Origin of the sequence: Streptomyces violaceus, assembly GCF_036014075.1 — a bacterium.
GTDB classification, from domain to species: Bacteria; Actinomycetota; Actinomycetes; order Streptomycetales; family Streptomycetaceae; genus Streptomyces; species Streptomyces violaceus.
Window position 1 is genome coordinate 4,040,698 of record NZ_CP107911.1, and the last position, 25,720, is coordinate 4,066,417.

Consider the following 25,720-nt stretch of genomic DNA (forward strand, 5'->3'; position numbering starts at 1 on the left):
GGGGAGGGCGCGGGCAGGACGCTGCCGGTGCAGGTTCCTGCCGCCCTGAGCTCTGCCTTTCCGTGCCGGGTGCAGACATCGTGCACAGGAGGGTGGAGCTACCTCCACCCCCAAGACTCCGTCCCGCTGCGATGTCACCGTCGCGCGGGCCCGATTGAGTGGACACCATGAATCAAGCAGCCGTCCGGCTCCGCTCCGTGACCCGGTCCTACGGGACGGGCGACAACGCCGTCACCGCCCTCGACCAGGTCAGCCTCGACATCCCGCGGGGTACCTTCACCGCCGTCATGGGCCCCTCGGGCTCCGGCAAGTCGACCCTGTTGCAGTGCACGGCGGGGCTCGACCGGCCGACCGCGGGCCAGGTCTTCCTCGGGGAGACCGATCTGACCCGGCTGAGCGAGAAGAAGCTGACGCTGCTGCGCCGGCGGCGCATCGGGTTCGTCTTCCAGGCCTTCAACCTGCTGCCCGCGCTGACCGCCGAGCAGAACGTCGGGCTGCCGCTGCGGCTCGCGGGCCGCCGCCCCAGGCGGTCCGAGGTCCTGAACGTCCTGGAGCAGGTCGGCCTGCGCGAGCGCGCCGGGCACCGCCCCAGCCAGATGTCGGGCGGCCAGCAGCAGCGCGTGGCGCTCGCCCGCGCCCTGGTCACCCAGCCGGAGGTGCTGTTCGGCGACGAGCCGACGGGCGCCCTGGACTCCACCACGAGCCGTGAGGTGCTGACGCTGCTGCGGACGATGGTCGACCGCGGCCAGACGGTGATCATGGTGACGCACGACCCGGTCGCCGCCTCCTACGCGGACCGGGTGCTCTTCCTCGCCGACGGCACGGTCCAGGGCGAGCTGTACACGCCGACGGCGGAGCAGGTCGCCCAGCGGATGACCGCCCTGAGCGCCATCCCGTCGAAGGCCTCGGCGGTGGCGTCGTGCTGAGTCTCGCGCTGCGCGGGATGCGCACCCGCTGGGTCACGTTCGTCGGTTCGTTCGTCGCGCTCGCGCTCGGGGTCGGCCTCATCGCCACCACGGGCCTCGCGCTCGCGGCGACGTTCGACGCGCCGGAGCGGGGCACCGAACGCTTCGCCGAGGCGCGGGTCGTGGTGCAGGGCACGGACGAGGTGAAGGCCGACACCCCGATCGGGGTGCGGACGTCGACGCTGACCAACCCCCGTGCGGTGCCGGAGAAGCTGGCCGCCGAGCTCGCCACGGTGGGCCCCGTCGCCGAGGACCGTACGTTCCCGGTCTCGGTGCCGGACGCGGACCGGCGGGTCGGTGCGGACACCACGCTCGTGGGCCACTCGTGGGCCATCGCCGCGGCCACGCCGTACCGCCTCACCTCCGGACGCGCCCCCACATCGCCCGGCGAGGTCGTCGTCACCACAGGGCCCGGTGCGCAGGTGCGCGCCGGGGACCGGATCCAGGTCGTCACGCCCGAGGGCGCCGGCACCCACACCGTGGTCGGCACGGTGCCGGCGGCCGGCTTCGAGTCGGCGGTGTTCTTCACCGCCGCCGAGGCCGCGCGCCTGTCCCCGCGCATCGACCGGGTGACGGTGGACGCCGACCCGGCCGCCGTCCGCGCGGCGCTCGGCACCGGCTCGGGCATGACCGTCCTCGCCGGCGACGACCGGCGACGCGCCGACCCCGACCCGGACCGCGACAAGGAGGCCCTGGTCTCCGTGAACGCCCTGCTCGGCACCGCGGCCGGCATCACCGCGTTCGTGTCGGTGTTCGTGGTCGCCTCGACGTTCACCTTCGCGGTGGCGCAGCGCAGGCGGGAGTTCGGACTCCTGCGGATGGCGGGCGCGACACCCGGTCAGGTGCGGCGCATGGTCTACGCGGAGGCCCTGGTGATCGGGGTGCTCGCATCGGGCGCGGGGTGCTGGCTGGGCCGGTGGGCCGCGCCGCGGCTCGCCTCGTGGATGTCGGGAGAGGGCCTCGCCCCGACCTGGTTCCGGATCGGTGAGCAGGCCTGGCCGCTCCACGTCGCCTTCTGGACCGGCCTGACGGTGGCCCTGTGCGGCGTCGTCGTGGCGTCCTTCCGCGCGGGCCGGACCGGCCCGACGGCGGCGCTGCGGGAGTCCGCCGTCGACAGCGGCACCATGCCGTGGAGCCGCCTCCTGGTGGCCGCCGCCGTGCTGCTCACGGGCCTCGGCCTGCTGGTGACGGCGCTGGTGGACAACCCCGGCGATGTGCTGAAGCGCAAGACGTACATCACCCAGCCGATGCTGCTCATCGTGGCGATGGCCCTGCTCGCGCCGCTGCTGGTGCGGCCGCTGACCCGGCTTCTGACCTGGCTGCCCGCCCGGCTGCCGGGCGCCGTGGGCATGCTGGCGCGGGAGAACGCGGCGGCCGGGGTGCGCCGGACGGCGGCCGTGGCCGCGCCGGTCATCATCACCGTGGCGCTCGCCTGCTCCCTGATGGGCACGACCGCCACCATCAACGAGGCCAAGGCCGCCGAGGCCCGTACCCAGATGCGGGCCGACTACGTGGTCTCGTCGGGCGACGCGGGCCGGGCACTGCCCGCCGGGTTCGTCCGGGCGGCCCGTGACGTCCCCGGCGTCACGGTCAGCACGTCCCGCTCGACCGGGGTGACCGTCCTGGAGGAGGGCACCGCCCTCGTCCGCTCCGAGGCCCGCGCCGTCGACAGCGGCACGGACCTGTCCGTGGTGTCCCAACTCCCGGTCGTGGAAGGCAAACTGGCCGACCTCGACGACGGCAGCATCGTCGTCAACGAGGAATGGCTGACCACCCGCGTCGGCGATCGGGTGCCCGTCTGGCTGGGCGACGGCCGCAAGGTGAACCTCAGGATCGCCGCCGTCCTCGGGATCGGCACCGGCAACAACGGCGTGTACCTCACCGCGCGCAACGCCGCCGGCGCGGGCGTCGACCGCGTCGACATCAAGGTCGCCTCCGACGTGGACCGGGCCGCCGTCGACCGGCGGCTGCGCGCGGCGGCCGAGGCGAGCGGCGTCGAGGTGCTCGGCGCCGGGCAGTGGATTGAGGCGCACTACCCGCGCTCCAGCGAGTCCACCCGGCTCGGCCTGCTGATGATCCTGGCCATCGCCCTGGTCTACACGGGCATCGCGCTTGCCAACACGCTGGTCATGGCCACCACGGACCGGGTCCGCGACCTCGCCGCGCTGCGCCTGACGGGCGCGACGAAGACCCAGGTACTGCGTCTGGTCGCCGTCGAGTCGGTGATGGTCGTGGTGGTCGGCGCGGTGCTCGGCGCCGCCGTCTCGGCGGTGAACCTGCTAGGCGTCCGCACCGCCCTCGGCCTGCTGGACGTGAGCTCCGCGATCGTGGTGCCCTGGCCTACGGTGGGTGCGGTGATCGCCGCGAGCGCCTTCCTCGCGGTACTCGCGGCCACCCTGCCCGCGTCGTTCGCCCTGCGCACCCGACCGGTGGAGCTGGCGGGCATGCGCGAGTAGGCCCGCCGGAGACGCACCGGCCGATCCACGATCCCTACGAGCCCGAGAGGCACAGAAGTTGACGAGTGAGACCGCGGCACCCGGGTCGTTGTTCAGAGAGTTCCTGCGCAGTCCCCGGCAGGTCGGTGCCATGGCTCCCAGTTCGCGCCGGCTGGCCACCGAGGTGGCCCTGCCCGTGCCCGAGTCCGGCAACCCGGTGGTCGTCGAACTCGGGCCCGGCACCGGGGCGTTCACCGGAGTGATCCAGGAACTCCTCGGTGGTCGCGGCCATCACCTGGCCGTGGAGATCAACCCCCGGCTCGCGTCGTCGCTCGCCGAGCGCTTCCCGCGCGTGCGGGTCCTGAACGACGAGGCGGCCGCGCTGCCGCGGCTGCTCGCCGAGCGCGGTTTGGGTGCGGCGGACGCCGTCATCAGCGGGCTGCCCTGGGCCAGCCTGGACCCTACGACGCAGCGCACGACGCTCGACTCCGTACACCGGGTCCTGGCACCGCAGGGGGCGTTCACGACCTTCGGCTACGTGCACGCGACGTATCTGTCGTCCGCACGGCGCTTCCGGCGCATGCTCGGCTCCTCCTTCGAAGAGGTGGTGCCGGGCCGCACGGTGTGGGGCAATCTGCCGCCGGCGTTCGTCTATCACGCCCGGCGTCCACGCCCCCGCCTGTCGCCCGCGACCATCGATCTCCTCGCCGCGCAGGTCGGTGCGCGTGCCGCGGCGAGCACAGGCATGCGCTGCTGAATCCCCCGCAGGGCGCATGAGTCCGCCGCTGTACCTGACACAGGTACAGCGGCGGATCGATGTCGGGGGCGGCCGCCCCCTGGCGTCAGCCGTCGGACGGCTCCGCCATCGCCACGGCGATCTTGCGCGGGCCGGTGAAGGGCTCACGGGCGTGCGCGGCCAGCATGTTGTCGACGACCAGGACGTCGTGCCGCTGCCAGTCGAAGCGGGTGCTCGCGTCCCGGTAGCACTGGCGCAGGTGGGCGACGACATCGTCGGGGATCGCCGCCCCGTCCCCGTAGTAGGAGTTGGTGGGCAGGTCCTCGGGCGCGAAGATCTCCAGAAGTCCGTCGCGCACATCGGGGGCGACCGTGCTGACGTGGAAGAACGTGATGTGGTTGAACCACACGGTCTCCCCCGTCACCGGGTGCCGGTGCACCGCGTCGCGCACGGCCGTGGTGCGCAGCCCGCCGGCGGTCCACTCCACGTCGATGCCCTTGCCCGCGCAGTACGCGGCGACGCGGTCCTTGTCGTCGGTGTTGAAGGCCTGCTGCCACGGCACCCCGAAGTCCTCGTGGAAGTTGCGCACCACACGCCAGCGGCGCCGGGTGAACTCCTCCCGCACGTCGGGGTCGATGGCCGCGTGGACGGCGCGGATGTCGGCGAGCGGGGTGGCGCCCAGCGTGTGAGGGGGCTCGATGCAGAAGAAGTACAGGGTCTGCGGCCAGACCGACTGATACGAGTTCTCGTTGTGCAGGAAGATCTCCTCGTCCGCCGGGTAGTCGGTCGAGGTGTACACCTGCCCCTTGATGGTGGAGCGCGGCGAGGAGCGTTCCGCGTACGTCAGCGGCGGGGTGCCCGACAGGGCGTGCACCGAGCCGTTGAAACCGTCGACGCCGTCGACCGCGAAGCCGCGCAGCAGGACCGCGCCGCGCTCGACGAGGGCGGCGCGGACAGCCGCCCGGTGCTGTGCGAGGTACGCGCCGATCTCCACGGAGGGGTCGGGTGCGAGGAAGACCTTGGGGAGATGGCCCGGGAGGTCGATTCCCTGGGCCGGCATGCCGGTCGGGGTGGATATCGCGTGGGTGGTCATGGTGGTGGTCAGCTCCTGGAGGAGGTAAAGGGGTGGTAGCTGCTCGCGGGGAAGTGCGAAGGAGGTCGAGTTAGCTCGATCGTGTGATGATCCGCTTGTGGGCTTGCGGTGTCCTGGGACGACCGGGCTAACGTGATCGTGCGATCTGGGACGCCGGGTACGGCGCCAGTGTGCGGGGCCCCCGCTCCACCGGAGTGATGGTTCGGGGCCTCCCCGTCGCCTCTGGCCGTATCCATATGGCCAGGTCGTGAGGGAACCGGCCTCCCGGGATCGGACCACGCACGGGATGCGTGTCGCCGCCTCGGGGTTGAGTACGCCGGTGACCAGTGCGCTCAAGACCGTTCGGGGCGTGCGGCTGATCAGGCTCACTCCTGCTCAGTCCTCAGGAACGGTTCGAGCAGGGAACGGGACAGCGCGGATTTACGCGTGCGCAGGACGGCGGGACCCGCACGGCCCACGGGCCCGGCAAGCGCCGTGAAGAGGTCATTGCGGCTCGGCACGTCCTCGACGAGCCGGTCGCCGCCGCCGTCCGCCGCACCGGAGACGACGAGAGGGCCCGGGTCCTCCGGGTGGACCTCCGGGGACGTGAGATCCCGGGTGATGCCGACGCCGATCGCCTTCACGACTGCCTCCTTGCGGGTCCAGCACCGCAGGACGGCGGCTTCGCACACCGTCGTCCGGCAGGCTGTCCGGATGGGTGAGTTCGGCCGGGGCCAGGACGAGCCACGTGGCGACGGTCCTGCCGTGCCGGGAATCCGCGCACCACGGGTGTGACGGCGTCCCGGACCGGATGCCCGCGGGCGCCGCCCCCGGACGCCGGGCGAGCACCCGGCGTGCGGCGGTGCGGGCGCCCGCGTGACGCAGTCCGTTCGGCCGTGACCTGCGGTGCGGCACCGCGGGTCCGGCCACGGAGAGCAGCCGCGGGTCGGCGGCGGACGGCGGGTCGTGCGTGGCGCCCTGCCGCAGGTGGGCGCCGCCGCTGTCGCACAGAGCGCGGTACTCGCGCTCAGCGGCACTCATCGGGCCTCAGTCGGACATCGCGACGAGCACGCGGCGGGTTCCGGTGAAGGGCCGACGGCCGTGCGAGACCAGCATGTTGTCGATGAGCATCAGGTCACCGGTGCGCCAGTCGCAGTTCACGGCGGCGTCCAGGCCCCGGTCACGGATCTGGAGGACGTACTCGTCGGGGATGGGCGTGCCGTCGGCGAACGTGACGGATTGCGGCAGTTCGTCGGCCGGCATGATCTGGGCGAGCGCGGCGGCGGTGTCGTCGCCGAGGCCCGCCGGGTGCCACTGGTCGGACTGGTTGAACCAGACCTCCGCGCCGGTCACCGGGTGCACAGCGGTCGCGGGCCGGATCTGGCGCACCCGCAGCGAGCCGTCCGGCTTCCACTCCCACTGGGCGCCGGTCTGTCCGAGGAAGGCCTCGACCTCGGCGCGGTCGGTGGTCTCGAAGGTGTCCTGCCAGCTCTTGCCGAGGCCGAGGCCGTCGTGCAGGTTCTGCTGGTAGCAGACGCCGTCCTTGAACGCCTCCCTGACCTCCGGGTCCAGGGACCGGAGCCAGAGGGCGGAGTCGGTCACGGGGGTGGCGCCGCCGGTCTCGGCGGCCTTCTGGCAGAAGAAGAGCAGGCGGGCCGGCCACGCGTGGGCGTACGACATCTCGTTGTGCATCGAGATGGTGAACTCCTGCGGGTACTCCGTGGAGGTGTAGACGTTCTTGCCGACCTTGGTGCGCGGCGAGTTGCCGTGGACGTAGGCGAGCCGGTTGGGCAGCAGCTCGTCCATGACCGGGTCGAGTTCCTCCTGCGTGACGCCGAAGCCGCGGAAGATCAGCGCCTTTTCCTTGACGAGCTGGTCGTCGATGGTGGCGGTGTCGCCGATCACCTTGAGCAGCCCGGCGGCCGAGGCCTCGACCCCGGCGCTCTGCGGGGTGATGACCAGCGGGGTCCAACTGAGGGTTGCGTTCATGAGGTGCGTTCTCCTTCTTGTTCTCGTATGGGCTCTTGCTGCTGCTCTTGAGAGGCCTGCTGTTCCTGGGAGGCCTGTTGTTCGTCGGAGGCGAGGAGGCGGGTCAGTGCGGAGGCCGCGGCGACGAGCGCCAGGACGCCCATCGCCACACCGAGCAGGGCGGCCGTGCGGGCCGCGCCGAGGGAGTCGAGGAGCACTCCCCCAGCGAGCGCGCCGAGTGCGTTGGCACCCGAACCCGCCAGCTGCAGCGCGCTGTTGACGCGGCCCTGGAGGGCATCGGGCGTGGTGCGCACCTGGTGGACACCGCCGGCGACGGTGACGGCGCCGCCCACCAGGCTCATTCCGGCCAGCAGCGCTCCGAGGAGCAGCGGCGACCGGGTCAGGGCGAGGGCGGGCACGAGCAGCGCCCACACCACGAGCGCCCCGCGGACCAGGCCGGCCAGGCCGATGCGGCGCGTGGCCCAGCCGCCGCACAGGGCGCCGACGGCGCCGCCCGCCCCGCTGATCGCCGCGATCACGCCGACGGTCGCGGGCGAGAGCCCGTCCTCGTACAGGACGAAGGCGGGCAGCAGGGCCAGCGCCTGGAAGATCACGTTGCTGCCGGAGATGAGCAGCGTGATCCGGCGCAGGAAGCGGCGCCGCCACAGCCAGCGCAGCCCCTCGGCGATCTCGGGCCCGAGCCTGCGCCGTTCGGCCGCCGGCCTGCCGCCGAACGGCGCCCTGACGCACAGGACTGCGAGCAGCGACAGCAGGTGCGTGACGCTCCCGAGCAGGAACGGCGACCACCGGGCGGCGGCGAACGCGGCGCTGCCGAGCGGCTGTCCGAGCAGGCCCGCGGCCCGTCCCCGGGCCTCGTTCCCGGCGAGCGCCGCGGTGAGCTGCGACGCCGGCACGACCTGGCGGACGCAGGCCCGTTCGGCGAGGCGGTGGCAGACCATCAGCGATCCCTCGACGAACGCGGCCACCGCCAGGTGGGCCAGATGGACCTGGCCCACCCCGACCGCCGCGACCACGCTCGCCGTGGACACGGCGCAGCCCGCGCTGCACACGAGCATCGTGCGACGCCGGTTCCACCGGTCGACGAGCGCACCTGCGGGCAACTGCACGATCAGGTGCGGGAGTTGCGCCGCGAAGGCGGCCATCGCCCCCGCCGCCGCCGATCCGGTGGACCAGATCAGCAGCAGCGGGTAGGCGACCGAGGTGGCGCGGGAGCCGAGCAGGGTGAGCCCGGCGCCGCTCCACAGCATGAGGTAGTCGCGGTTGCGTCGCAGCGGGACCGGATCCGGCCCCTTCGCCTGCGGGTGCGCGGGAGCCGTCCGGCCGTCGGTGACGCTCACTCTCCCGGTGCCGGCTGGCCGCCTGCCCGGCACCACTTCAGGACGGCCATCGCGCTGTGCATCTTGTTCTCGGCCTGCTCGAAGGCGATGCTGTGCGGCCCGTCGAGCACCTCGGCGGTCACCTCGTCACCGCGGTGCGCGGGCAGGTCGTGCAGGAACACGGCCTTGGGGCTGGTCTCCCACAGCCGCGCACTGACCTGGAACGGGGCGAAGACGTCCCGCCAGTCGGGGTCGGGCTTGGTGGTGCCCGTGGTCTGCCAGCGCGTGGTGTAGACGGCGTCGACGTCGGCGGGCAGGTCGTCCATGTCGTGGCGTTCGCGCACGCTCGCACCGGTGCGGGCGGCGTGCGCCTTTGCCCGTGCCAGATAGGCCGGGTCGAGCCCGTAGCCGGGCGGGGTGCGCAGTTCCAGTTCGGTGCCCGGGAAGCGGCTCAGGGCGAGGGCGAGCGCGGACGCCGAGTTGTTGCCCTCTCCCACGTACAGGACGCGCAGCCCGTCCAGCCGGCCGAAGTGCGCGCTCAGCGTGGTGAGGTCGGTGAGGGCCTGGGTGGGGTGCTCGCCGGCGCTCATCGCGTTGACGACGGACATCCGCCGCTGGCTCGCCCAGGCCCGCATCTCCGCCTCGTCACCCGCGGTGCGGGCCACCAGGACGTCGAGCATGCGGGAGAGCACGGCCCCGGTGTCCTCGCTGGTCTCGCCGGTGTTGAGCTGAAGGTCGCCGGGCCCGTAGGTGATCACGGAGGCGCCCAGGCGCAGGGCGCCGCTGGAGAAGGCGGTGCGGGTGCGGGTGGACGTCTTGCTGAAATAGATCCCCACGACCTCGTCCCGCAGCGGCTTCGGGCCGCCCTTGCGGTCGGCGGCGCGGAAGGCGACACCGTCCGCCACCAGGGTGCGCAGGTCGTCGTCGGTGAGGTCGTCCACGGAGATGAGGTGGCGTGTGCGGGGGTGGTGCACAGGGTCCTCCTGGATGATGGTGGCCGTTCGCGGGCCGTGGGTGGTCATGCCCGCTCCTCGTCGGTGACGACGGGGCTGAGCAGCGGATGATCGGCGGGGGCGGCGGAGCCGGTGCCGGCGGCCGCCCAGTCCGCCATCAACTCGCCCTTGCCGAAGGTCTCTTCGTGCTTGCCGAGCCGGGCGGTCAGATGCTTGACGACTCCCTTGCCGCTGTCGGAGTTGGTGAGGGCGACCAGGCCGGCGCCGCTGCCGAGATGGGAGAGCGAGAGGTTCCAGTAGCCGGCGGGTTCGCCGCCGTGGCCGAACTCGGCGTCGCCACCGGTGTCGTCGACGATGGTGCCGAGGCCGTAGAAGCTGCCCGGGTGGGTGGCGAGCAGCTCCTGGGCGACGGCGCGGGGCAGCAGGGCCCCCTCGTGGCCGAGGAGCGAGGCCCGCACCTGCCGGGCGAGCCGGGCGATGTCCTCGGCCGTCGTCCACAGTCCGGCGGCGGCGAGGTGGGCGCGTTCACGCCAGCCCCCTTCCATGGCCACGCCCTTGACGTGGTGGCCGAGTGCCACCGGCCGCCCCGACGTGCGCGGGAAGTCCTGGTCGAAACTGCTGCCCGTCATGCCGAGCGGCGCGAGGACCAGGCGGTGCGCGAGGTCCTGGAACGCCTCACCGGTGACGTCCTCGAGGAGCTGCTGGAGGACCCAGTAGTGGGTGCTGGACTTGCGGAACGTGGAGCCGGGCACCAGCTGGCGGCGTACGCGCGGGGTCGAGACGGCGCCCGTGCCGTCGAGGAGGTCCCGCAGGGTGGGCACCTCGCCGCCCGGCGGGAATCCGACGCTGCGGTGCCGGGCGAGCCCGGCGGTGTGCCCGAGCAGGTGCCGGACGGTCACCGCGCCGGGCGCCGAGTCCAGCTCGTCGAGGCTCCAGGACGTTAGGTGCGTCTCGATGGAGTCGTCGAGGCCGATGCGCCCCTCCGCGACGAGCCGCAGGGTCGCGAACGCCGCGACGTGCTTGCTGATCGAGCCGACCTGGAACAGCGTGTCCGGGGTCACCGGACGGTCGCCGTCCACCGCGAGGACGCCGGCCGCGTGGGTGCGCACCGAGCCGTCCGCGCCGAGCAGGGCGAGGCTCACACCGGGCACCCGGTGCTCGGCCATGAGGGCGTCCAGGTCGTCGAGAGCGACCGTCTCCCCGGCCTCGGCGGCGGCCTGCGCGCCGCCGCCGAGCAGGGCCGCGACCTGGGCGAGCGGCCCCTCGGTGAGGCGTGTGGCGTCGCCACCGGCGGCCTGCCGCAGGAGCGAGGCGAGCAGCTCGGCCGGGACCTCGACCGGTGCGGGCTCCGCCTCGGCGGCCTTGGCGGCCTTGGCGGCCTCCTCCGCGGCGGCGGCCGCCCTGTCCTCGTCGATGGCCGCGGCCAGGTCGACGAGCGTGCCGTGCTGGTACATGCGCCAGACCGAGACCGCGAGGCCCTCGCGGCGGGCCGCCGCGAGCACCTGGATCATCAGGATCGAGTGCCCGCCGAGCTCGAAGAACTCGTCGTGCACGCCGATCTCGTCGACACCCAGCACCTCGGACCAGATCTTGGCGAGCGTGCGTTCCGTGTCGGTGCGCGGCGCCACGAACTCGCGGCCCGAGCGCATCGCCGAACGGTCGGGCGCGGCCAGCGCCTTGCGGTCGACCTTGCCGTTGGCGTTGAGCGGGATCGCGTCCAGGGCGACGAACGCGGAGGGCACCATGTACTCCGGCAGCAGCGCCCCGCAGTCCCCGGCGAGAGCCGAGGCGTCCGGCAGCCGCTGTCCTTCCGCGGGCACGCAGTAGGCGACGAGGCGCTTGTCGCCGGGCGTCGGCTCGTGCACGGCGACCACGGCGTCCCGGACGGCCGGGTGGGCCGCCAGCACGGCCTGCACCTCGCCGAGTTCGACGCGGTAGCCACGGATCTTCACCTGGTCGTCGAGGCGGCCGAGGAACTCGATGTTCCCGTCGGCCGGCATCCGGACCCGGTCGCCCGTGCGGTACAGGCGGCTGCCCGCCGGCCCGTACGGGTCGGGCACGAAACGTTCGGCCGTCAGGCCGGGGCGGCCCGCGTATCCGCGCGCCACGCCCGTGCCGCCGACGTACAGCTCGCCGACGACACCGGCCGGCACCTCGCGCATCGCCGCGTCCAGGACGTACGCCGTCATGTTCGGCAGCGGGCGGCCGATCGGGACGACGTCGAGCGCGACGTGGTCGGTGACGGGGTGGATGGTGGAGCCCACGGACGCCTCGGTCGGCCCGTACTCGTTGATCATGCGGCCGGAGCCGAGGACTTCGAGGGACCGGTTGGCGGTGGAGCCCGGCAGGGCCTCGCCCGCGACGACGTAGACCTGGCTGAGCCGGTCGACCTGCTCGGTGGTGAGCTGCTCGGTGAGGATGTCCAGGTGGCCCGGGGTCAGCTTGACGAAGCTGTACGGGCCGGCGTCGAGCAGCGCGGCCGGCAGGTCGGCGGGCAGCGTGTCCTGCGGGACGACGTGCACGGCCTGGCCGGTGACCAGCGGCCCCCACAGGTTGGGGACGACCAGGTCGAAGGCGACCGAGGAGAACAGCGGCGCACCGCCGGTGCCCCGCACGGCGAGCTCGTCCGCCGCCCAGGCGACGTGGTTGGCCAGACCCCGGTGCGGGACCTGGACACCCTTGGGCCGTCCGGTGGAACCGGAGGTGAAGATGACGTAGGCGAGCCGCTCGGGGTCGTCGACCCGGGCCACCGCACCGAACTCGCCGTCGTCGTCGGCCAGTCGGGCGATGTCCAGCACCGGCACGGCGGCGGGGAAACGGTCCGCGTAGCCCTCCTGCGTCACGGCGAGCTGCGCGCCCGCGCTGTCGCACATGGAGGCGATGCGCTCGGCCGGGTAGGACGGGTCGATCGGCACGTAGGCGCCGCCCGCCTTCCACACCGCGAGCAGCGTCGCGAGCAGGTCCGGTCCGCGGTCGAGCAGCACGCCCACCGTGGACTCGGCGCCGACGCCCGCCGCGCGCAGCCGGTAGGCGAACCGGGTGGCCCTGGCGTCGAGTCCGGCGTACGACAGCTCGCCGCCCGCGTGCCGTACGGCGACGGCGTCGGGGGTGCGGGTCACCTGCTCCTCGAAGCGCTGCAGGACGGTCGCTTCCGGGAAGTCGCGGGCCGTGTCGTTCTGCGCGAGCAGCCACTCCCGCTCCTGTGCGGGCAGGTACGTGTCCTGGGCGCTGCCCCGCGGGTCGCCGGCCATGGCCTCCAGGACCTGCCGGTACAGGGCGGTCAGGCGCTCGCCCTGCGCGCGGGCCAGGGCGTGGGTGTGCGTGGTGAGCAGCAGGTGCCCGGAGACCGCGGAGACCGCGAGGGCGAACTCGGTGCCGCCCTCGCCGCCACTGGCCCCGGCGTCGACGAGCTTGTCGTCGACGTGGTCGAAGTCCTGGTAGCTGAACCGGACGTGGAGCAGGCGGCCGGCGCCCGCGTCCCGCTGGATGACGGGCATCGGGAATCGCCGGCGGTCCCAGACCTCGGCCTCGCGGGCGAAGACCTGGCGGACCAGGTCGGTCCAGTCGCCCGCGGTGCGGTCGAAGGCGAACGGCAGGGTGTTGAGGTACATGCCGTAGACGCGTTCCGCGCCGGGCGACTCCGGGCGGGCACTGCACACCAGGCCGCTGAAGAAGCCGTCCTCCTCGGTGAGGGTGCTCATGACCTTCAGGTGGGCGGCGAGCAGCACACTCTTGAACGACACCTGTGCCTGGGTGGCAAGGGCGCGCAGGCGCGGTTCCAGGTCGTGCACGGGCACGGCGAGCCGGTACTTCTCGCTCGGCTGGGTGGGGTCCCCGGCCCAGCCGGCGGGCAGCGCGAACGGTGCGTACCGGCCGATGATGTCCTGCCAGTACGTCCGGTCCTCCGCTGATTCCAGGGAGGCCAGTTCGGCCGCGATGAAGTCGGCGTAACGCACCGGCGTGGGCTCGGCGGGAGCGGGGACGCCGCCCTCGCGCAGCGCGCGGTAGACGTCGAGGAGCTCCATCAGGAGGGCGCGGTGGCTCCAGCCCTCGGTGATGGCGTGCGAGACGGTGACGACGAGTCGCCAGGAGTCGTCGGCCTCGACCTGGGCGGTCATGCGCAGCAGCGGGGCCGCCGCGAGATCGAGCCCCCGGGTCCGCTCCTCGCTCATGATGTTCCGTACGCGCAGCTCGCGAGCGCCCTCCGACAGCTGCCGCAGGTCCTCCACGGCCAGCGGGATCCTGGCCTTCGGGTGCACGATCTGCAGCGGCTGGGTGAAGGTGTCCAGGTCGAAGGAGGTCCGCAGCATCTCGTGCCGCCCCGTGACCACGTCGAGGGCGGTGCGCAGGGCGTCCGCGTCGAACAGGGTGCCGTCGGTGATGCGGAACGACGCGACGTTCAGATAGACCCGCCGTTCGTCGTCGGCGAGCATCTCGACGAGCATGCCGAGCTGGACCTGCGACATCGGGTACGCGTCCACGACGCCCTCGGGCAGCCCGGCCCGGTCCTCGTCGGCGAGCAGGGCGAACGGCTCGACGGGCGCGGCGGTCTCCTGCGGCGCCGGGCGCCCGGTGAGGAACTCGCTCAGCTCGGCGACCGTGCGGTACTCGAAGACCTCCCGCACGCCCACGTCGAATCCGGCCGCACGCAGGGCACCGACCAGGGCGACCGCGCGGATGGAGTGGCCGCCCAGGTCGAAGAAGCCGTCCAGGACGCTGACCCGCTCCAGGCCGAGGACCTGTGACCAGATGGCCGCCACCTGTGCCTCGGTGATGGTGCGGGGCGCGACATGGGACGTGCCGCCGTCGAGGCCCGTGTCGTCCGGCGCGGGCAGGGCCCGCTTGTCGGTCTTGCCGTTGGCGTTGAGGGGGATCTCGTCGAGGGCGATGTAGGCCGCCGGGAGCATGTAGTCGGGCAGCCGGGCACCGCTGTGCTCGGCGAGTTCGGCGGCACTCGTGCCCGCGCCGGACGGGACGTAGTACGCGACGAGCTGGATGTCTCCCGTCGCCGTCTCGTGCGGGACGACGACCGCCTCACGGACCGCGGGGTGCTCGGCGACGACGGTCTGGATCTCGCCGGGTTCGATGCGATAGCCACGGATCTTCACCTGGTCGTCGAGGCGGCCGAGGAACTCCACGGCGCCATCCGGGCGCGTCCGGGCGAGGTCGCCCGTGCGGTAGAGACGCGCGCCCGCCGGCCCGTACGGATCGGGCACGAAGCGCTCGGCCGTCAGACCGGGCCGGCCCGCGTAACCGCGCGCCACCCCGGTACCGCCGACGTACAGCTCACCCGCGACACCGACCGCGACCTGGTCGAGCCGCGCGTCCAGGACGTACATCGTCATGTTCGGCAGCGGGCGGCCGATCGGCATGACCTCGCCGGACTCGGCGTCGGTGACGGGGAAGACGCAGGTGCCGACGGAGGCCTCGGTCGGCCCGTACTCGTTGACGAGCTCGGTCCCGGGCGCCAGCGCCCGCCACCGCTCCACCGTCGTCCGCGTCAGCGCCTCACCGGCGATCACCAGCACCGGCGCGAGGGCAGAGGCCTGCTCCGCGGTCAGCTGGGAGGCCAGGACGTCGACGTGCCCGGGGGTCAGCTTGATGAAGCTGAAGGGGCCGGCGGCAGACAGTTCCCGTGCCAGGTCGGCGGTGTCGGTGTCCTGCGCGATGGTGTGCACCCGCTGACCCGTGACCAGCGGCGCCCACAGGTTGGGGACGACCAGGTCGAAGGCCACCGACGAGAACAGCGGCGCACCCGTCGTCCCCCGCGAGGCCAGATCCCGCGCCGCCCAGGCGACATGGTTGGCCAGACCCCGGTGCGTGACCGCGACACCCTTGGGCCGGCCCGTCGAACCCGACGTGAAGATGACGTACGCCAGCGCCTCGGCATCCTCCGCACGCTCCGGCGCCGACCGCGGCCGCGCGTCGATCTGCGAGGCGTGCCGGTCCACGAGAACCAGACCCACATCACCGCCGAAACGGTCGGCATACGCGGACTGCGTCAGGACGGTGGCCGCACCCGCGCTCTCCAGCATCGAGGCGATGCGCTCCACCGGGTAGGACGGGTCGATCGGCACGTACGCCGCGCCCGCCTTCCACACCCCCAGCAGACTCGCCACCAGATCCGGTCCGCGGTCGAGCAGCACACCCACCACGGCACCCGGACCACTCACGCCCGACGCACGCAGATGGTGAGCGATCTGATTGGCCCGCACATCGAGCTGCGCGTACGTGACCACCTCACCGCCGAAACCGACCGCAGGCGCCCCGGGCGTGCGGGCGGCCTGCTCCTCGAAGCGGGCACACACGCTCGCGTCACCGAAGCCGGCACGCTTGCCCGTGCCCTGTTCCAGGAGCGTCTTCCTGGCGGCGGAGGGGAGATACGAGGCACTCGCGTCGCCCTCCGGGTCCGCGGCCATCGCCACGAGGACCTCGCGCAGGGTGCCCGCAAGGCGGTCCAGGGCCTCGGCGGAGACGTGCTTGCGGCCGCCGGTCAGGAACAGGTGGCCGAGGCGGGCCGAGACGCCGAGCGGGAACTCGGTGGGGCTGTCGTCGATGCTCGCCAGGTAGTCGACCCGGTCGCGGTCGACCTGGTCGAAGTCGTGGTAGCTGAAGCGGACCGAGACGAGCCGCTGCCCCTCCTCGGCCTGCCGCTGGATGTCGGGCATCGGGTAGCCGCGGTGCGGCCACAGTTCGACCTCGCGTTCGAAGACCCGGTGCACCAGGTCCCGCCAGGTGCCAAAGGCGCCGTCGAAGGCGAACGGCAGCGTGTTGAGGTGCATGCCGTACAGGCCGTCGGCGCCGAGAGCCTCGGGGCGGGCGTTGCACACCAGGCCCGTGAAGAAGCGCTCGTCACCGGTGACCGTGCTGAGCACCTTCAGATGGGCGGCGTGCAGCACACTCTTGAGGGAGGCGCCGGCGGTGGACGCCAGGGCGCGCAGCTGCGGCTCCAGGTCGTGGAAGGGGACCTTGACCCGGTGCGGGGCGCCCGCGACCCCGTCACCCGCCCAGGCCTCGGGGAGCGTGAACGGTGTGTGGCCCTCGATGATGCCGGTCCAGTACGCGCGGTCCTCGCCGGCCTCCCGGGAGGCGACCTCGGCGGCGATGAAGTCGGCGAACCGCACGTCGGGGGCGGCCGGCGCGTCCACGGGCTGCCCGTCGCGGGCCCGGTGGTAGCCCTCGACGATCTCCATCAGGAGGGAGTGGTGGCTCCAGCCGTCGAGGATCGCGTGGCATTCGGTGATCGTCAGCCACCAGCTGCCGTCGTCGCAGGCCGTGCCGTACAGGCGCAGCTGCGGCGCGCTGTCCAGCGGGATCAGCCGGGAGCGCTCCTCGGCGGTGAAGGCGCGCAGTGCGTCCCGCACCGCCTCGTCGCCGAGGCCGCGCAGATCGCGTTCCCGCACAGGCAGTTCGACCTGCTCGTGCACCAACTGCATGGGCACGGAGTAGGAGTTGAGGTCGAAGGACGTGCGCAGCACCTCGTGCCGGGCGACGGCCGAAGCGACCGACGCGCGCAGCGCCTCGATGTCGAAGGAGCGGCTGTCGGGGACGCGGAAGGAGGTGACGTTGTGGTACGGATGCCGGCCGCTGTCGCTGAGCATCTCGACGACCATGCCGATCTGCACCTGCGACATCGGGTACGCGTCCACGACGCCTTCGGGCAGTCCGGCCCGGTCCTCGTCGCCGATGAGGGCGAACGGGCGTACGCCGTGGGTGGTGGTGACCGGCGCCCGGTCGGCGAGCTGCTCGCACAGCAGGGCCACGGTGCGGTACTCGAACAGGTCGCGGACGTTGACGTCGAGCCCCGCCTCGCGCAGCCGGCCCGCCAGGGTGATGGCGCGCAGCGAGTGCCCGCCCAGGTCGAAGAAGCTGTCGTGGACGCCGACCCGGTCCACGCCGAGGACCTCACCCCAGACGGCGGCGGTGCGCTCCTCCAGGGCGGAGCGCGGCGCGGCGTACCCGGACGCGGCCACACGCGCGGCGGGCGCGGGCAGCGCCTTGGCGTCGAGCTTGCCGTTGACGGTCAGCGGCAGCGCGTCGAGGGCGACGAACGTCTCCGGGACCATGTACTCGGGCAGTTCGCGGGCGAGCAGGGCGCGCAGCCCGGCGGCGTCGGGGGCGGCACCGTCGGCGGGGACGACGTAGGCGACGAGCTGCTTGTCGCCCGGGATGTCCTCCCGGACCAGGACGACGGCGTCCCGCACACCGTCCTGCGCCGTGAGCGCGGCGTTGATCTCACCGAGCTCGACGCGGAAACCGCGGATCTTCACCTGGGCGTCGTTGCGGCCCAGGAACTCCAGGCTGCCGTCGGCCAGGCGGCGCGCGACGTCGCCGCTGCGGTACAGACGGTCGCCGGGCGCCCCGTACGGGTCGGGCACGAACCGCTCGGCGGTCAGGGCGGGACGGCCCAGATAGCCGCGGGCGACGCCGCGGCCCGCGACGTGGATCTCTCCGGGCACCCCGATCGGCGCCAGGTTGCCGTGCGCGTCGAGGATGCGGACGGCGAGGTCGTCGAGGGGGACGCCGACCGGGCTGACGGAGCCCCGGGCGAGGTCGTCCTCGTCGAGGAGGTGGTACGTGACATGCACGGTGGTCTCCGTGATGCCGTACATGTTGACGAGCGTGGGGGCGTTCAGGCCCACTCGGTGCGCCCACGCCCTCAGGTCGGCGACTTCGAGCTTCTCGCCGCCGAACACCACGGTGCGCAGGGCGAGTTCGCCGACGCGCGGATCGCCCTCGCGGGCGGCGGCGACCAGGGCGCGGAACGCGGACGGTGTCTGGTTGAGCACCGTCACGCGCTGCTCGACGAGCAGGTCGAGGAAGGCGGACGGGTCGCGCGAGACGTCCTGCGGCACGACGACGAGCCGGCCGCCGTGCAGCAGCGCGCCCCACATCTCCCACACGGAGAAGTCGAAGGCGTAGGAGTGGAACAGCGTCCACACGTCGTCGGTGCGGAACCCGGTCTGGTCCGCGCAGACCGTGAACAGGCGCTCCACGTTGGCGTGGGTGAGGCCGACGCCCTTGGGGCGGCCGGTCGAACCCGAGGTGTAGATGACGTAGATCAGGCTGTCGGCGTCGGTCCGCGGGGCCGGGTCCGTGACCGGCCGGGCGGCCAGCGCGGCGCGGTCCTCCTCCCCGTCGAGGACGAGGACGGGCCCGTCGTGCAGACCGTTCAGCAGCTCCGCGTGGGCGCGTTCGGTCACCACGACCGGGGCTGCCGCGTCCTGGAGCATGTAGCCGATGCGGTCGGCGGGCTGCGAGGGGTCGAGCGGCAGGTAGGCGCCGCCCGCCTTGAGGATGCCGAGCAGGGCGGGCATCAGGTCGGCGCCGCGCTCCAGGCAGACGCCGACCAGGGTCTCCTGGCCGACGCCGAGGCCGACGAGGTGGTGGGCGACGCGGTTGGCGCGCTCGTTGAGCTCGGCGTACGTCAGCTCCTCGCCGGCGGCGTGCACGGCGACGGCGTCCGGGGTGCGGGCCGCCTGCTCCTCGAAGGCCCGGTGGACGGTGCGGGTGACCTCGCCGGTGACGGCCGCGCCCTGCGTGAGCAGCCGTACCTCGTCCGCGCCGAGGAAGGCCAGTTGAGCCAGGTCGGCGTCCGGGTCCGCGGTCGCCGCGTCGAGGAGGCGCACGAGCTGCCCGGTGAGGCGCTCGGCGGTGGCCCGGTCGAACAGCTCGACGGCGTACTCCAGGTGCCCGTGCAGCGTGCCGTCGGCGTCCTGGCGCAGCTGAAGGTCGAGGTCGTACTTGGCGGCGTCGCCCTCGGCCCGGTACGGCTCGGCGGCGATGCCCGGCAGGGCGAAGGAACTGGTGCGCTCGCCGTGCATGGTCAGGGCGACGTCGAAGAGCGGGTTGCGGGACAGGTCGCGCTCGGGCTGCACCGCGTCGATCAGCCGGGCGAACGGGACGCCCTGGTGGTCGAAGGCGCCGAGGACGGTGCCCTTGGTGGCGTCGACGAGATCACGGAAGGAGGTGCCGTCGGCCCACCTGCCGCGCAGTGCCAGCGTGTTGATGCCGTAGCCGAGCATGCCCTGCAGCTCGGGGCGGCCCCGCCCGGACACGACCGTGCCCACGGTGACGTCGGCGGAGCCGGTGTGCCGGGCCAGCAGGCCCTGGAACGCGGCGAGCACGACCATGAAGGGAGTGGCGGCCCGCTCCCGGGCGAACTCCCGCACGCGCCCGGCAAGTACGGCGGGCACGGAGAAGGCGACCGTGTCACCCCTCGCGTCCCTGACGGCCTTGCGGGGCCGGTCGGTGGGCAGCTCGATCGGGGTGATGCCCGCCAGCTCGGCCTTCCAGTGGTCGAGGTGCCGCTCCAGGGTGGCGCCGGACATCTCGGTGCGCTGCCAGGCGGCGAAGTCGGCGTACTGGACGGCGACGTGGGGCAGCCGCGGCTCCTCCCCCTTCACCAGGGCGGCGTACAGGGCGCTGAGTTCCTGCCCGACGATCTCGGTGGACCAGGCGTCGCAGGCGATGTGGTGGAAGACGACGGCGAGCACGTGCTCCTGGTCGCCGAGCCGGATCAGACGGGCCCGCACCGGCAGGTCGCGCTCCAGGTCGAACGGCACGAAGATCTCGCCGGTGACGATCGCCTGGACGCGTGCCTCGCGCTCGTCCTCGGGCAGGTGGGTGAGGTCTTCGAGGGGCAGCGTGACCCGCTCCCGCTCGGAGACGATCTGCACGGGCTCCTCGCCGTGCAGTCCGTACCGGGTGCGCAGGATCTCGTGCCGGTCGGTGAGCCGCTGCCAGGCGTCGGCCAGGACGCCGGCGTCCAGGGACCCGGTCAGCCGGACGAGCAGCGGGACGAGGTACTGGGTGCTGTCGGGGTCGAGGCGGTTGAGGAACCACATCTGCTCCTGCCCGTACGACAGGCGCAGCGGGGCGTTCCGGTCCGCCTTGGCTATCGCGCTTCTGCGCGTACGCCGCCGCCCGGCGAGTCGCTGCCGCACGATCGCGTCGCGCGCCTCGTCCGTGTCGATGCCCGGGGGCGTGGTGGCACCGGTGCTCATGCTGTCTCCTTGACCGGCGCGTGGCCGTTGATCGCGGGGTCGGGGTGGGTGGACGCGTTGGCGAGACCGGACGGGTCGTCGAGGTCCACGGGCCGGAGCAGGCCGGACGGGTCGTCGGGCTCCGAGGGGTCCTCGGGCTCCGGCGGGTCGGCGATGCCGGACGGGTCGTCGGCGTCCACCGCCTCGTCGGGGTCCGACAGGCGTGGCGCGGCGGCCGCGTCCTGTCCGTCGAGGTCGGCGAAGATCTCCCGTTCCACGGCGACGGCCAGCTGAGCCACCGTCGGGCCCTCGAAGACCGCCCGGACCGTGAAGTCGATGTCGAACTCCTCCTGGATGCGGGAGATCAGGCGGATCGCCAGGATCGAGTTGCCGCCGGAGTGGAAGAAGCTGTCCGTCATGCCGGGCTCGACCGCGAGGAGCTCGGTCCAGATCTCCGCGAGGCGTTCCTCGGTGGCGGTGCGCGGAGCGATCCGGCCCTGCGGGGCGTCCGTGGCGCCGGCGTCCGGCGCGGGCAGGGCCCGCCTGTCGGTCTTGCCGTTGGCGTTGAGGGGGATCTCGGCCAGCGGGACGTAGTGGCCGGGGAGCATGTACTCCGGCAGCCGCGCGGCACAGTGCGCCGCGAGCTCGTCGGCCGGGCTCACGTCCGCGTCGTCCCGCGGGACGTAGTACGCGACGAGCTGATGGTCACCAGCCGCCGTTTGACTCGCCACCACGACCGCCTCACGGACCGCCGGGTGCTCGGCGACGACGGTCTGGATCTCGCCGGGTTCGATGCGATAGCCACGGATCTTCACCTGGTCGTCGAGGCGGCCGAGGAACTCCACGGCGCCGTCGGGGCGGGTACGAACGAGGTCACCGGTGCGGTACAGACGCGCGCCCGCCGGCCCGTACGGGTCGGGCACGAAACGCTCGGCCGTCAGACCGGGCCGACCCGCATAGCCGCGCGCCACCCCGGTACCACCGACGTACAGCTCACCGGGCACCCCGACGGGTACGAGAGCGAGCCGCGCGTCGAGGACGTACATCGTCATGTTCGGCAGCGGGCGGCCGATCGGCATGACCTCGCCGGACTCGGCGTCGGTGACGGGGAAGACGCAGGTGCCGACGGAGGCCTCGGTCGGCCCGTACTCGTTGACGAGCTCGGTCCCGGGCGCCAGCGCCCGCCACCGCTCCACCGTCGTCCGCGTCAGCGCCTCACCGGCGATCACCAGCACCGGCGCGAGGGCAGAGGCCTGCTCCGCGGTCAGCTGGGAGGCCAGGACGTCGACGTGCCCGGGGGTCAGCTTGATGAAGCTGAAGGGGCCGGCGGCAGACAGTTCCCGTGCCAGGTCGGCGGTGTCGGTGTCCTGCGCGATGGTGTGCACCCGCTGGCCCGTGACCAGCGGCGCCCACAGGTTGGGGACGACCAGGTCGAAGGCCACCGAGGAGAACAGCGGCGCACCCGTGGTCCCCCGCGAGGCGAGATCCCGGGCCGCCCAGGCGACGTGATTGGCCAGACCCCGGTGCGTGACCGCCACGCCCTTGGGCCGGCCCGTCGAACCCGACGTGAAGATGACGTAGGCCAGCGCCTCGCCATCCTCCGCACGCTCCGGCGCCGACCGAGGCCGCCCATCGATCAGGGACGCATGCCGGTCCACCAGGACCACGTCCGGATCGCCGCCGAACCGATCCGCGTACGTGGAATGCGTCAGGACGGTGCCCGCACCCGCGCTCTCCAGCATCGAGGCGATGCGCTCCGCCGGGTAGGACGGGTCGATCGGGACGTACGCCGCGCCCGCCTTCCACACCCCCAGCAGACTCGCCACCAGGTTCGGGCCGCGGTCGAGCAGCACACCCACCACGGCACCCGGACCACTCACGCCCGACGCACGCAGATGGTGAGCGATCTGATTGGCCCGCACATCGAGCTGCGCGTACGTGACCACCTCACCGCCGAAACCGACCGCAGGCGCCCCGGGCGTGCGGGCGGCCTGCTCCTCGAAGCGGGCACACACGCTCGCGTCACCGAAGTCCGCGGCGGAGGCGTTCCACTCCGTGGCGATCAGGTGCCGCTCCGCGTCGGACAGCAGCGGGACCTCGGCCAGGCGCGCCGACGGGTCGGCGGTCACCTCTTCGAGGAGGCGCACGAACTGCTCCCGCACCCGCTCCACGGTCGCCGCGTCGAACAGCGAGACCGCGTACTCCAGGACCCCTTCCAGGGAGCCGTCCGCCGAGCGCCCGATGAACACCGACAGGTCCGTCTTGGCGACGGTCCACGACTCGGCGAAGGCGCGCAGGTCGGCGGCGTCGGTGGCGATGCTGGTGACGCCCTCGCTGTGCATGTCGAAGGCGACCTGGTACAGCGGCGTGCGCGACAGGTCGCGTTCCGGCTGGATCTCGTCGACCAGGCGGTCGAAGGGCAGTTCCTGGTGGGCGAAGGCGGCCGTCGCGGCGGCCCGCACCCGGCCCAGGGCCTCCTCGAACCGCAGCTCGGGACTCAGCCCGCAGCGCACCACCAGGGAGTTGAGGAAGAAGCCGACGGTGCCGGACAGCTCCGGCCGGGTGCGGCCGGCGACCGGGGTGCCGACGGGCACGTCCCACTGGCCGGTCTGCCGCGCCAGCACCGTGGCGAACGCGGTGAGCAGCGTCATGAACTCGGTCGCCGCGTTCTTCCGGCTCAGCCGCTCCACGGCCGCCGCAAGGCCGGGCTCGATCCGGACCGGCACGACCCCACCGCGCGGGTCGCGCACGGCGGGCCGGGGCCGGTCGGCGGGCAGGTCGAGCGCGGCGATGCCCTCGAGCGCGGTGCGCCAGTGGGCGAGCTCGCCCGCGACGAACTCGTCGGTCTGCCGTCCGGACTGCCAGGCCGCGTAGTCCGCGTACTGCACGGTGACCGCGGGCAGGACGGGCTCGCGGCCCTCCCGGGCGGCGGCGCACAGCTCCTGCAGTTCGCGCTCCAGGACGACCGTGGACCAGCCGTCGCACGCGATGTGGTGCAGGGTGACGAGCAGCACGTGGTCCTCGCCGGGGATCCGGGCCAGCAGCGCCCGCCACAGCGGTCCGGTCACCAGCTCGAAGCCGCGCGCGAACTGCTCCTCGAAGTGCTCGGCGAGCCGCTCACGCCCGGTGTCGACGACCCGTAGCTCCACGGGGTGCGCGGCGCCGATCACCTGACGGGGTTCGCCGCCCTCGTCGACGTACCGCGTGCGCAGCGCCTCGTGACGGCCGCCGAGCGCGGTCAGCGCCGACTGCAGCTGCTCCGGCGTGGTCGCGGCCGGCAGGCGCAGGATCAGCGGGGCGACCCACTCGCGGCTGCCCGGACCCATCCGGTCCAGGAACCACAGCCTGCGCTGCCCGGACGAGAGCGCCAGGCGGCCCGTACGGTCGACCGCCGGGATCGGGGTGCTGTCCGCGTCCAGCGCGCCGATCAGCCGGGCCTGGGCCTCGACCGTGGTGGCGCTGAACAGGCCGCGCATCGACAGGGTGACACCGGTGGCGCGCAGCCGGGCCGCGAGCCGGGTGAGCTGCAGCGACGTGCCGCCCAGGGCGAAGAAGTCGTCGGTGGCACCGATCTTCTCGCGTCCCAGCAGCGCCGCCCACACCTCGGCGACCTTCTCCTCGGCCGCGTTGCGCGGGGCGATGTAGGCGCCCTGCCCGGTGAGGTCGTCGCCCTGCTCCAGGGCGGCGGTCAGAGCCGCGCGGTCGATCTTGCCGTTCGGCGTCAGGGGCAGCTCGTCGAACGTGCGGAACAGCGAGGGGACATGGCTGTCGGGCAGCCGGGTGCGCAGGAAGCGGCGCAGGTCGCTCCCGGTGAGCTCGCCGCGCGTGGTGACGGCGGCACCGATGCGTACCGCGTCCTCCTCCGTGCGGAACGCCACGACGGCCGCGCCCGTGACCTCGGGGTGCGCGCCGAGCTGGGCCTCGATCTCGCCGGGCTCGATGCGTACGCCGTTGACCTTGAGCTGACCGTCGGCACGGCCCTGGTACTCCAGGAGACCGGCCGCGTTCCAGCGCACCAGGTCGCCGGTGCGGTAGAGGCGGGCGCCGGGCGGACCGTACGGGTCGGGCACGAACCGCTCCGCCGTGAGGCCGGGGCGGCCCGCATAGCCCTGGGCGACGCCGACGCCGCCGGCGTACAGCTCTCCCGTGACGCCCTTGGGCGCGAGGCGGCCGTCCGCGCCGAGAACGAGGACCCGCATCCCGGTGAGCGGCCGGCCGATCGGGACAGGCCCGGCCTTCTGCGCCGGGTCGACCTTGTGGGCGGTGATGTCGATCGAGCACTCCGTGGGCCCGTACGTGTTCCAGACCTCGATGCCGGGGCCTGCCAGCGCCCTGACCCGCTCGACGAGTTCGGCGTGCAGCGGTTCACCAGCCGACGCGAGCAGCCGCAGCGCGCCGCAGCCCTCCCATGACGGCTCCTCGACCAGCAGGCGCAGCACGGACGGCACCAGCTGCAGCACGGTCACGCCGCCGTCGGCGACGGCCTTCAGCAGCGCGGCGGGGTCCTTCTCGGCGCCGTCCGGCGCGACGACGACGCTCGCTCCGCAGACCAGCGGCGCGAAGATCTCCCAGCCTGCCGCGTCGAAACCGACGGACGTCTTGAACAGGATCCGGTCGCCGGCGCCGAGCCGCTGGGCGCGCACGGCCCAGGCGACCCGGTTCGCGATGCCCTCGTGGGTGATCTGTACGCCCTTGGGGGCGCCCGTGGAACCGGACGTGAAGATCGTGTACGCGAGCGAGACCGGGTCCGCCGGGGTCGGGCCGGCCGGGCCGTCCTCGGCTGCGGTGGTCAGCTCTTCAACACTCAGGACGCGCGGGCCGTCCTCCCCGAGCGGCCCGCGCAGTGCTGCTGTGGTGACGACGAGTTCGGCACCGGCCTGGGAGGCCAGGGATCTGAGGCGCCCGTGCGGATGACCGGCGTCGAGCGGCAGATAGGCCGCGCCCGCCTGCCACACCCCGAGGAGTGTGGCGATGAGTTCGGTGCCCCGGGGGAGGCACACCCCGACCAGGGAGCCCGGGCCCACGCCCTGCGAGCGCAGGAAGCGCGCGGTGCGCCCGGCGGCGTGGGCCAGGTCCCGGTAGGTCGTCGTGCGTGGGCCGTCCAGCACGGCAGCCGCGCCGGGCGTGCGGTCCGCCTGCGCGGCGAAGAGCGCGGGCAGGGTGGGCGGGACGGTTCCGCTCAGGGTGTTCCCCGGCAACTGTGCGGCGTTCAACAGGTGCTCCTTCAATGACCTGGCGTACTGGACGGTTCTCCGAAGTGACGTTCAGG

General features: G+C 73.2%; 10 protein-coding genes. 3 read left to right on the forward strand and 7 right to left on the reverse strand.

The window, feature by feature from the left end:
• Positions 1 to 167: 167 nt before the first annotated feature.
• The 3 genes from OG542_RS18165 (at position 168) to OG542_RS18175 (ending at position 4,157) form a co-directional block, all read left to right on the forward strand.
• Complete coding sequence (locus tag OG542_RS18165; protein WP_328412146.1) at positions 168 to 926, forward strand: ABC transporter ATP-binding protein; 759 nt, start codon at positions 168 to 170, stop codon at positions 924 to 926.
• Complete coding sequence (locus tag OG542_RS18170; protein WP_328412148.1) at positions 920 to 3,421, forward strand: FtsX-like permease family protein; 2,502 nt, start codon at positions 920 to 922, stop codon at positions 3,419 to 3,421. The genes OG542_RS18165 and OG542_RS18170 overlap by 7 nt, the downstream gene beginning before the upstream one ends.
• A 130-nt stretch (positions 3,422 to 3,551) precedes the next feature.
• Positions 3,552 to 4,157, forward strand: a complete 606-nt coding sequence (locus tag OG542_RS18175) for a class I SAM-dependent methyltransferase (RefSeq protein WP_328412150.1) — start codon at positions 3,552 to 3,554, stop codon at positions 4,155 to 4,157.
• A gap of 85 nt (positions 4,158 to 4,242) precedes the next feature.
• Here OG542_RS18175 and OG542_RS18180 read toward each other — a convergent pair whose 3' ends face one another.
• The 7 genes from OG542_RS18180 to OG542_RS18210 form a co-directional block, all read right to left on the reverse strand.
• Positions 4,243 to 5,229, reverse strand: coding sequence for a TauD/TfdA family dioxygenase (locus tag OG542_RS18180; RefSeq protein ID WP_328412152.1), 987 nt, complete (start codon positions 5,227 to 5,229; stop codon positions 4,243 to 4,245).
• A 365-nt stretch (positions 5,230 to 5,594) separates the two neighbouring features.
• Positions 5,595 to 6,245, reverse strand: coding sequence for a 4'-phosphopantetheinyl transferase superfamily protein (locus OG542_RS18185; protein WP_328412154.1), 651 nt, complete (start codon positions 6,243 to 6,245; stop codon positions 5,595 to 5,597).
• Positions 6,246 to 6,255: 10 nt separating this feature from the next.
• Positions 6,256 to 7,197, reverse strand: coding sequence for a TauD/TfdA family dioxygenase (locus OG542_RS18190; RefSeq protein WP_328412156.1), 942 nt, complete (start codon positions 7,195 to 7,197; stop codon positions 6,256 to 6,258).
• A complete protein-coding gene (locus OG542_RS18195) occupies positions 7,194 to 8,534 on the reverse strand; it encodes an MFS transporter (RefSeq protein ID WP_328412158.1) in 1,341 nt (446 codons plus the stop codon). Before OG542_RS18195 ends, OG542_RS18190 begins: the two co-directional genes overlap by 4 nt.
• Positions 8,531 to 9,535 (reverse strand): ornithine carbamoyltransferase, encoded by a 1,005-nt coding sequence (locus OG542_RS18200; protein WP_328412160.1) that lies wholly within the window; start codon positions 9,533 to 9,535, stop codon positions 8,531 to 8,533. The genes OG542_RS18195 and OG542_RS18200 overlap by 4 nt, the downstream gene beginning before the upstream one ends.
• Entirely contained in the window at positions 9,532 to 20,472 is a 10,941-nt protein-coding gene (locus OG542_RS18205; protein ID WP_328412162.1) for a non-ribosomal peptide synthetase, read from the reverse strand. The genes OG542_RS18200 and OG542_RS18205 overlap by 4 nt, the downstream gene beginning before the upstream one ends.
• Positions 20,469 to 25,664, reverse strand: coding sequence for a non-ribosomal peptide synthetase (locus tag OG542_RS18210; protein WP_328412164.1), 5,196 nt, complete (start codon positions 25,662 to 25,664; stop codon positions 20,469 to 20,471). The genes OG542_RS18205 and OG542_RS18210 overlap by 4 nt, the downstream gene beginning before the upstream one ends.
• Positions 25,665 to 25,720 lie beyond the last annotated feature (56 nt).

Excerpts from the sequence above, each read along its gene's own strand:
- OG542_RS18165 (WP_328412146.1), top strand. The coding sequence starts at position 168 with ATGAATCAAGCAGCCGTCCGGCTCCGCTCCGTGACCCGGTCCTACGGG.
- OG542_RS18175 (WP_328412150.1), top strand. The coding sequence starts at position 3,552 with ATGGCTCCCAGTTCGCGCCGGCTGGCCACCGAGGTGGCCCTGCCCGTG.
- OG542_RS18180 (WP_328412152.1), bottom strand. The coding sequence starts at position 5,229 with ATGACCACCCACGCGATATCCACCCCGACCGGCATGCCGGCCCAGGGA.
- OG542_RS18190 (WP_328412156.1), bottom strand. The coding sequence starts at position 7,197 with ATGAACGCAACCCTCAGTTGGACCCCGCTGGTCATCACCCCGCAGAGC.
- OG542_RS18200 (WP_328412160.1), bottom strand. The coding sequence starts at position 9,535 with ATGACCACCCACGGCCCGCGAACGGCCACCATCATCCAGGAGGACCCT.
- OG542_RS18205 (WP_328412162.1), bottom strand. The coding sequence starts at position 20,472 with ATGAGCACCGGTGCCACCACGCCCCCGGGCATCGACACGGACGAGGCG.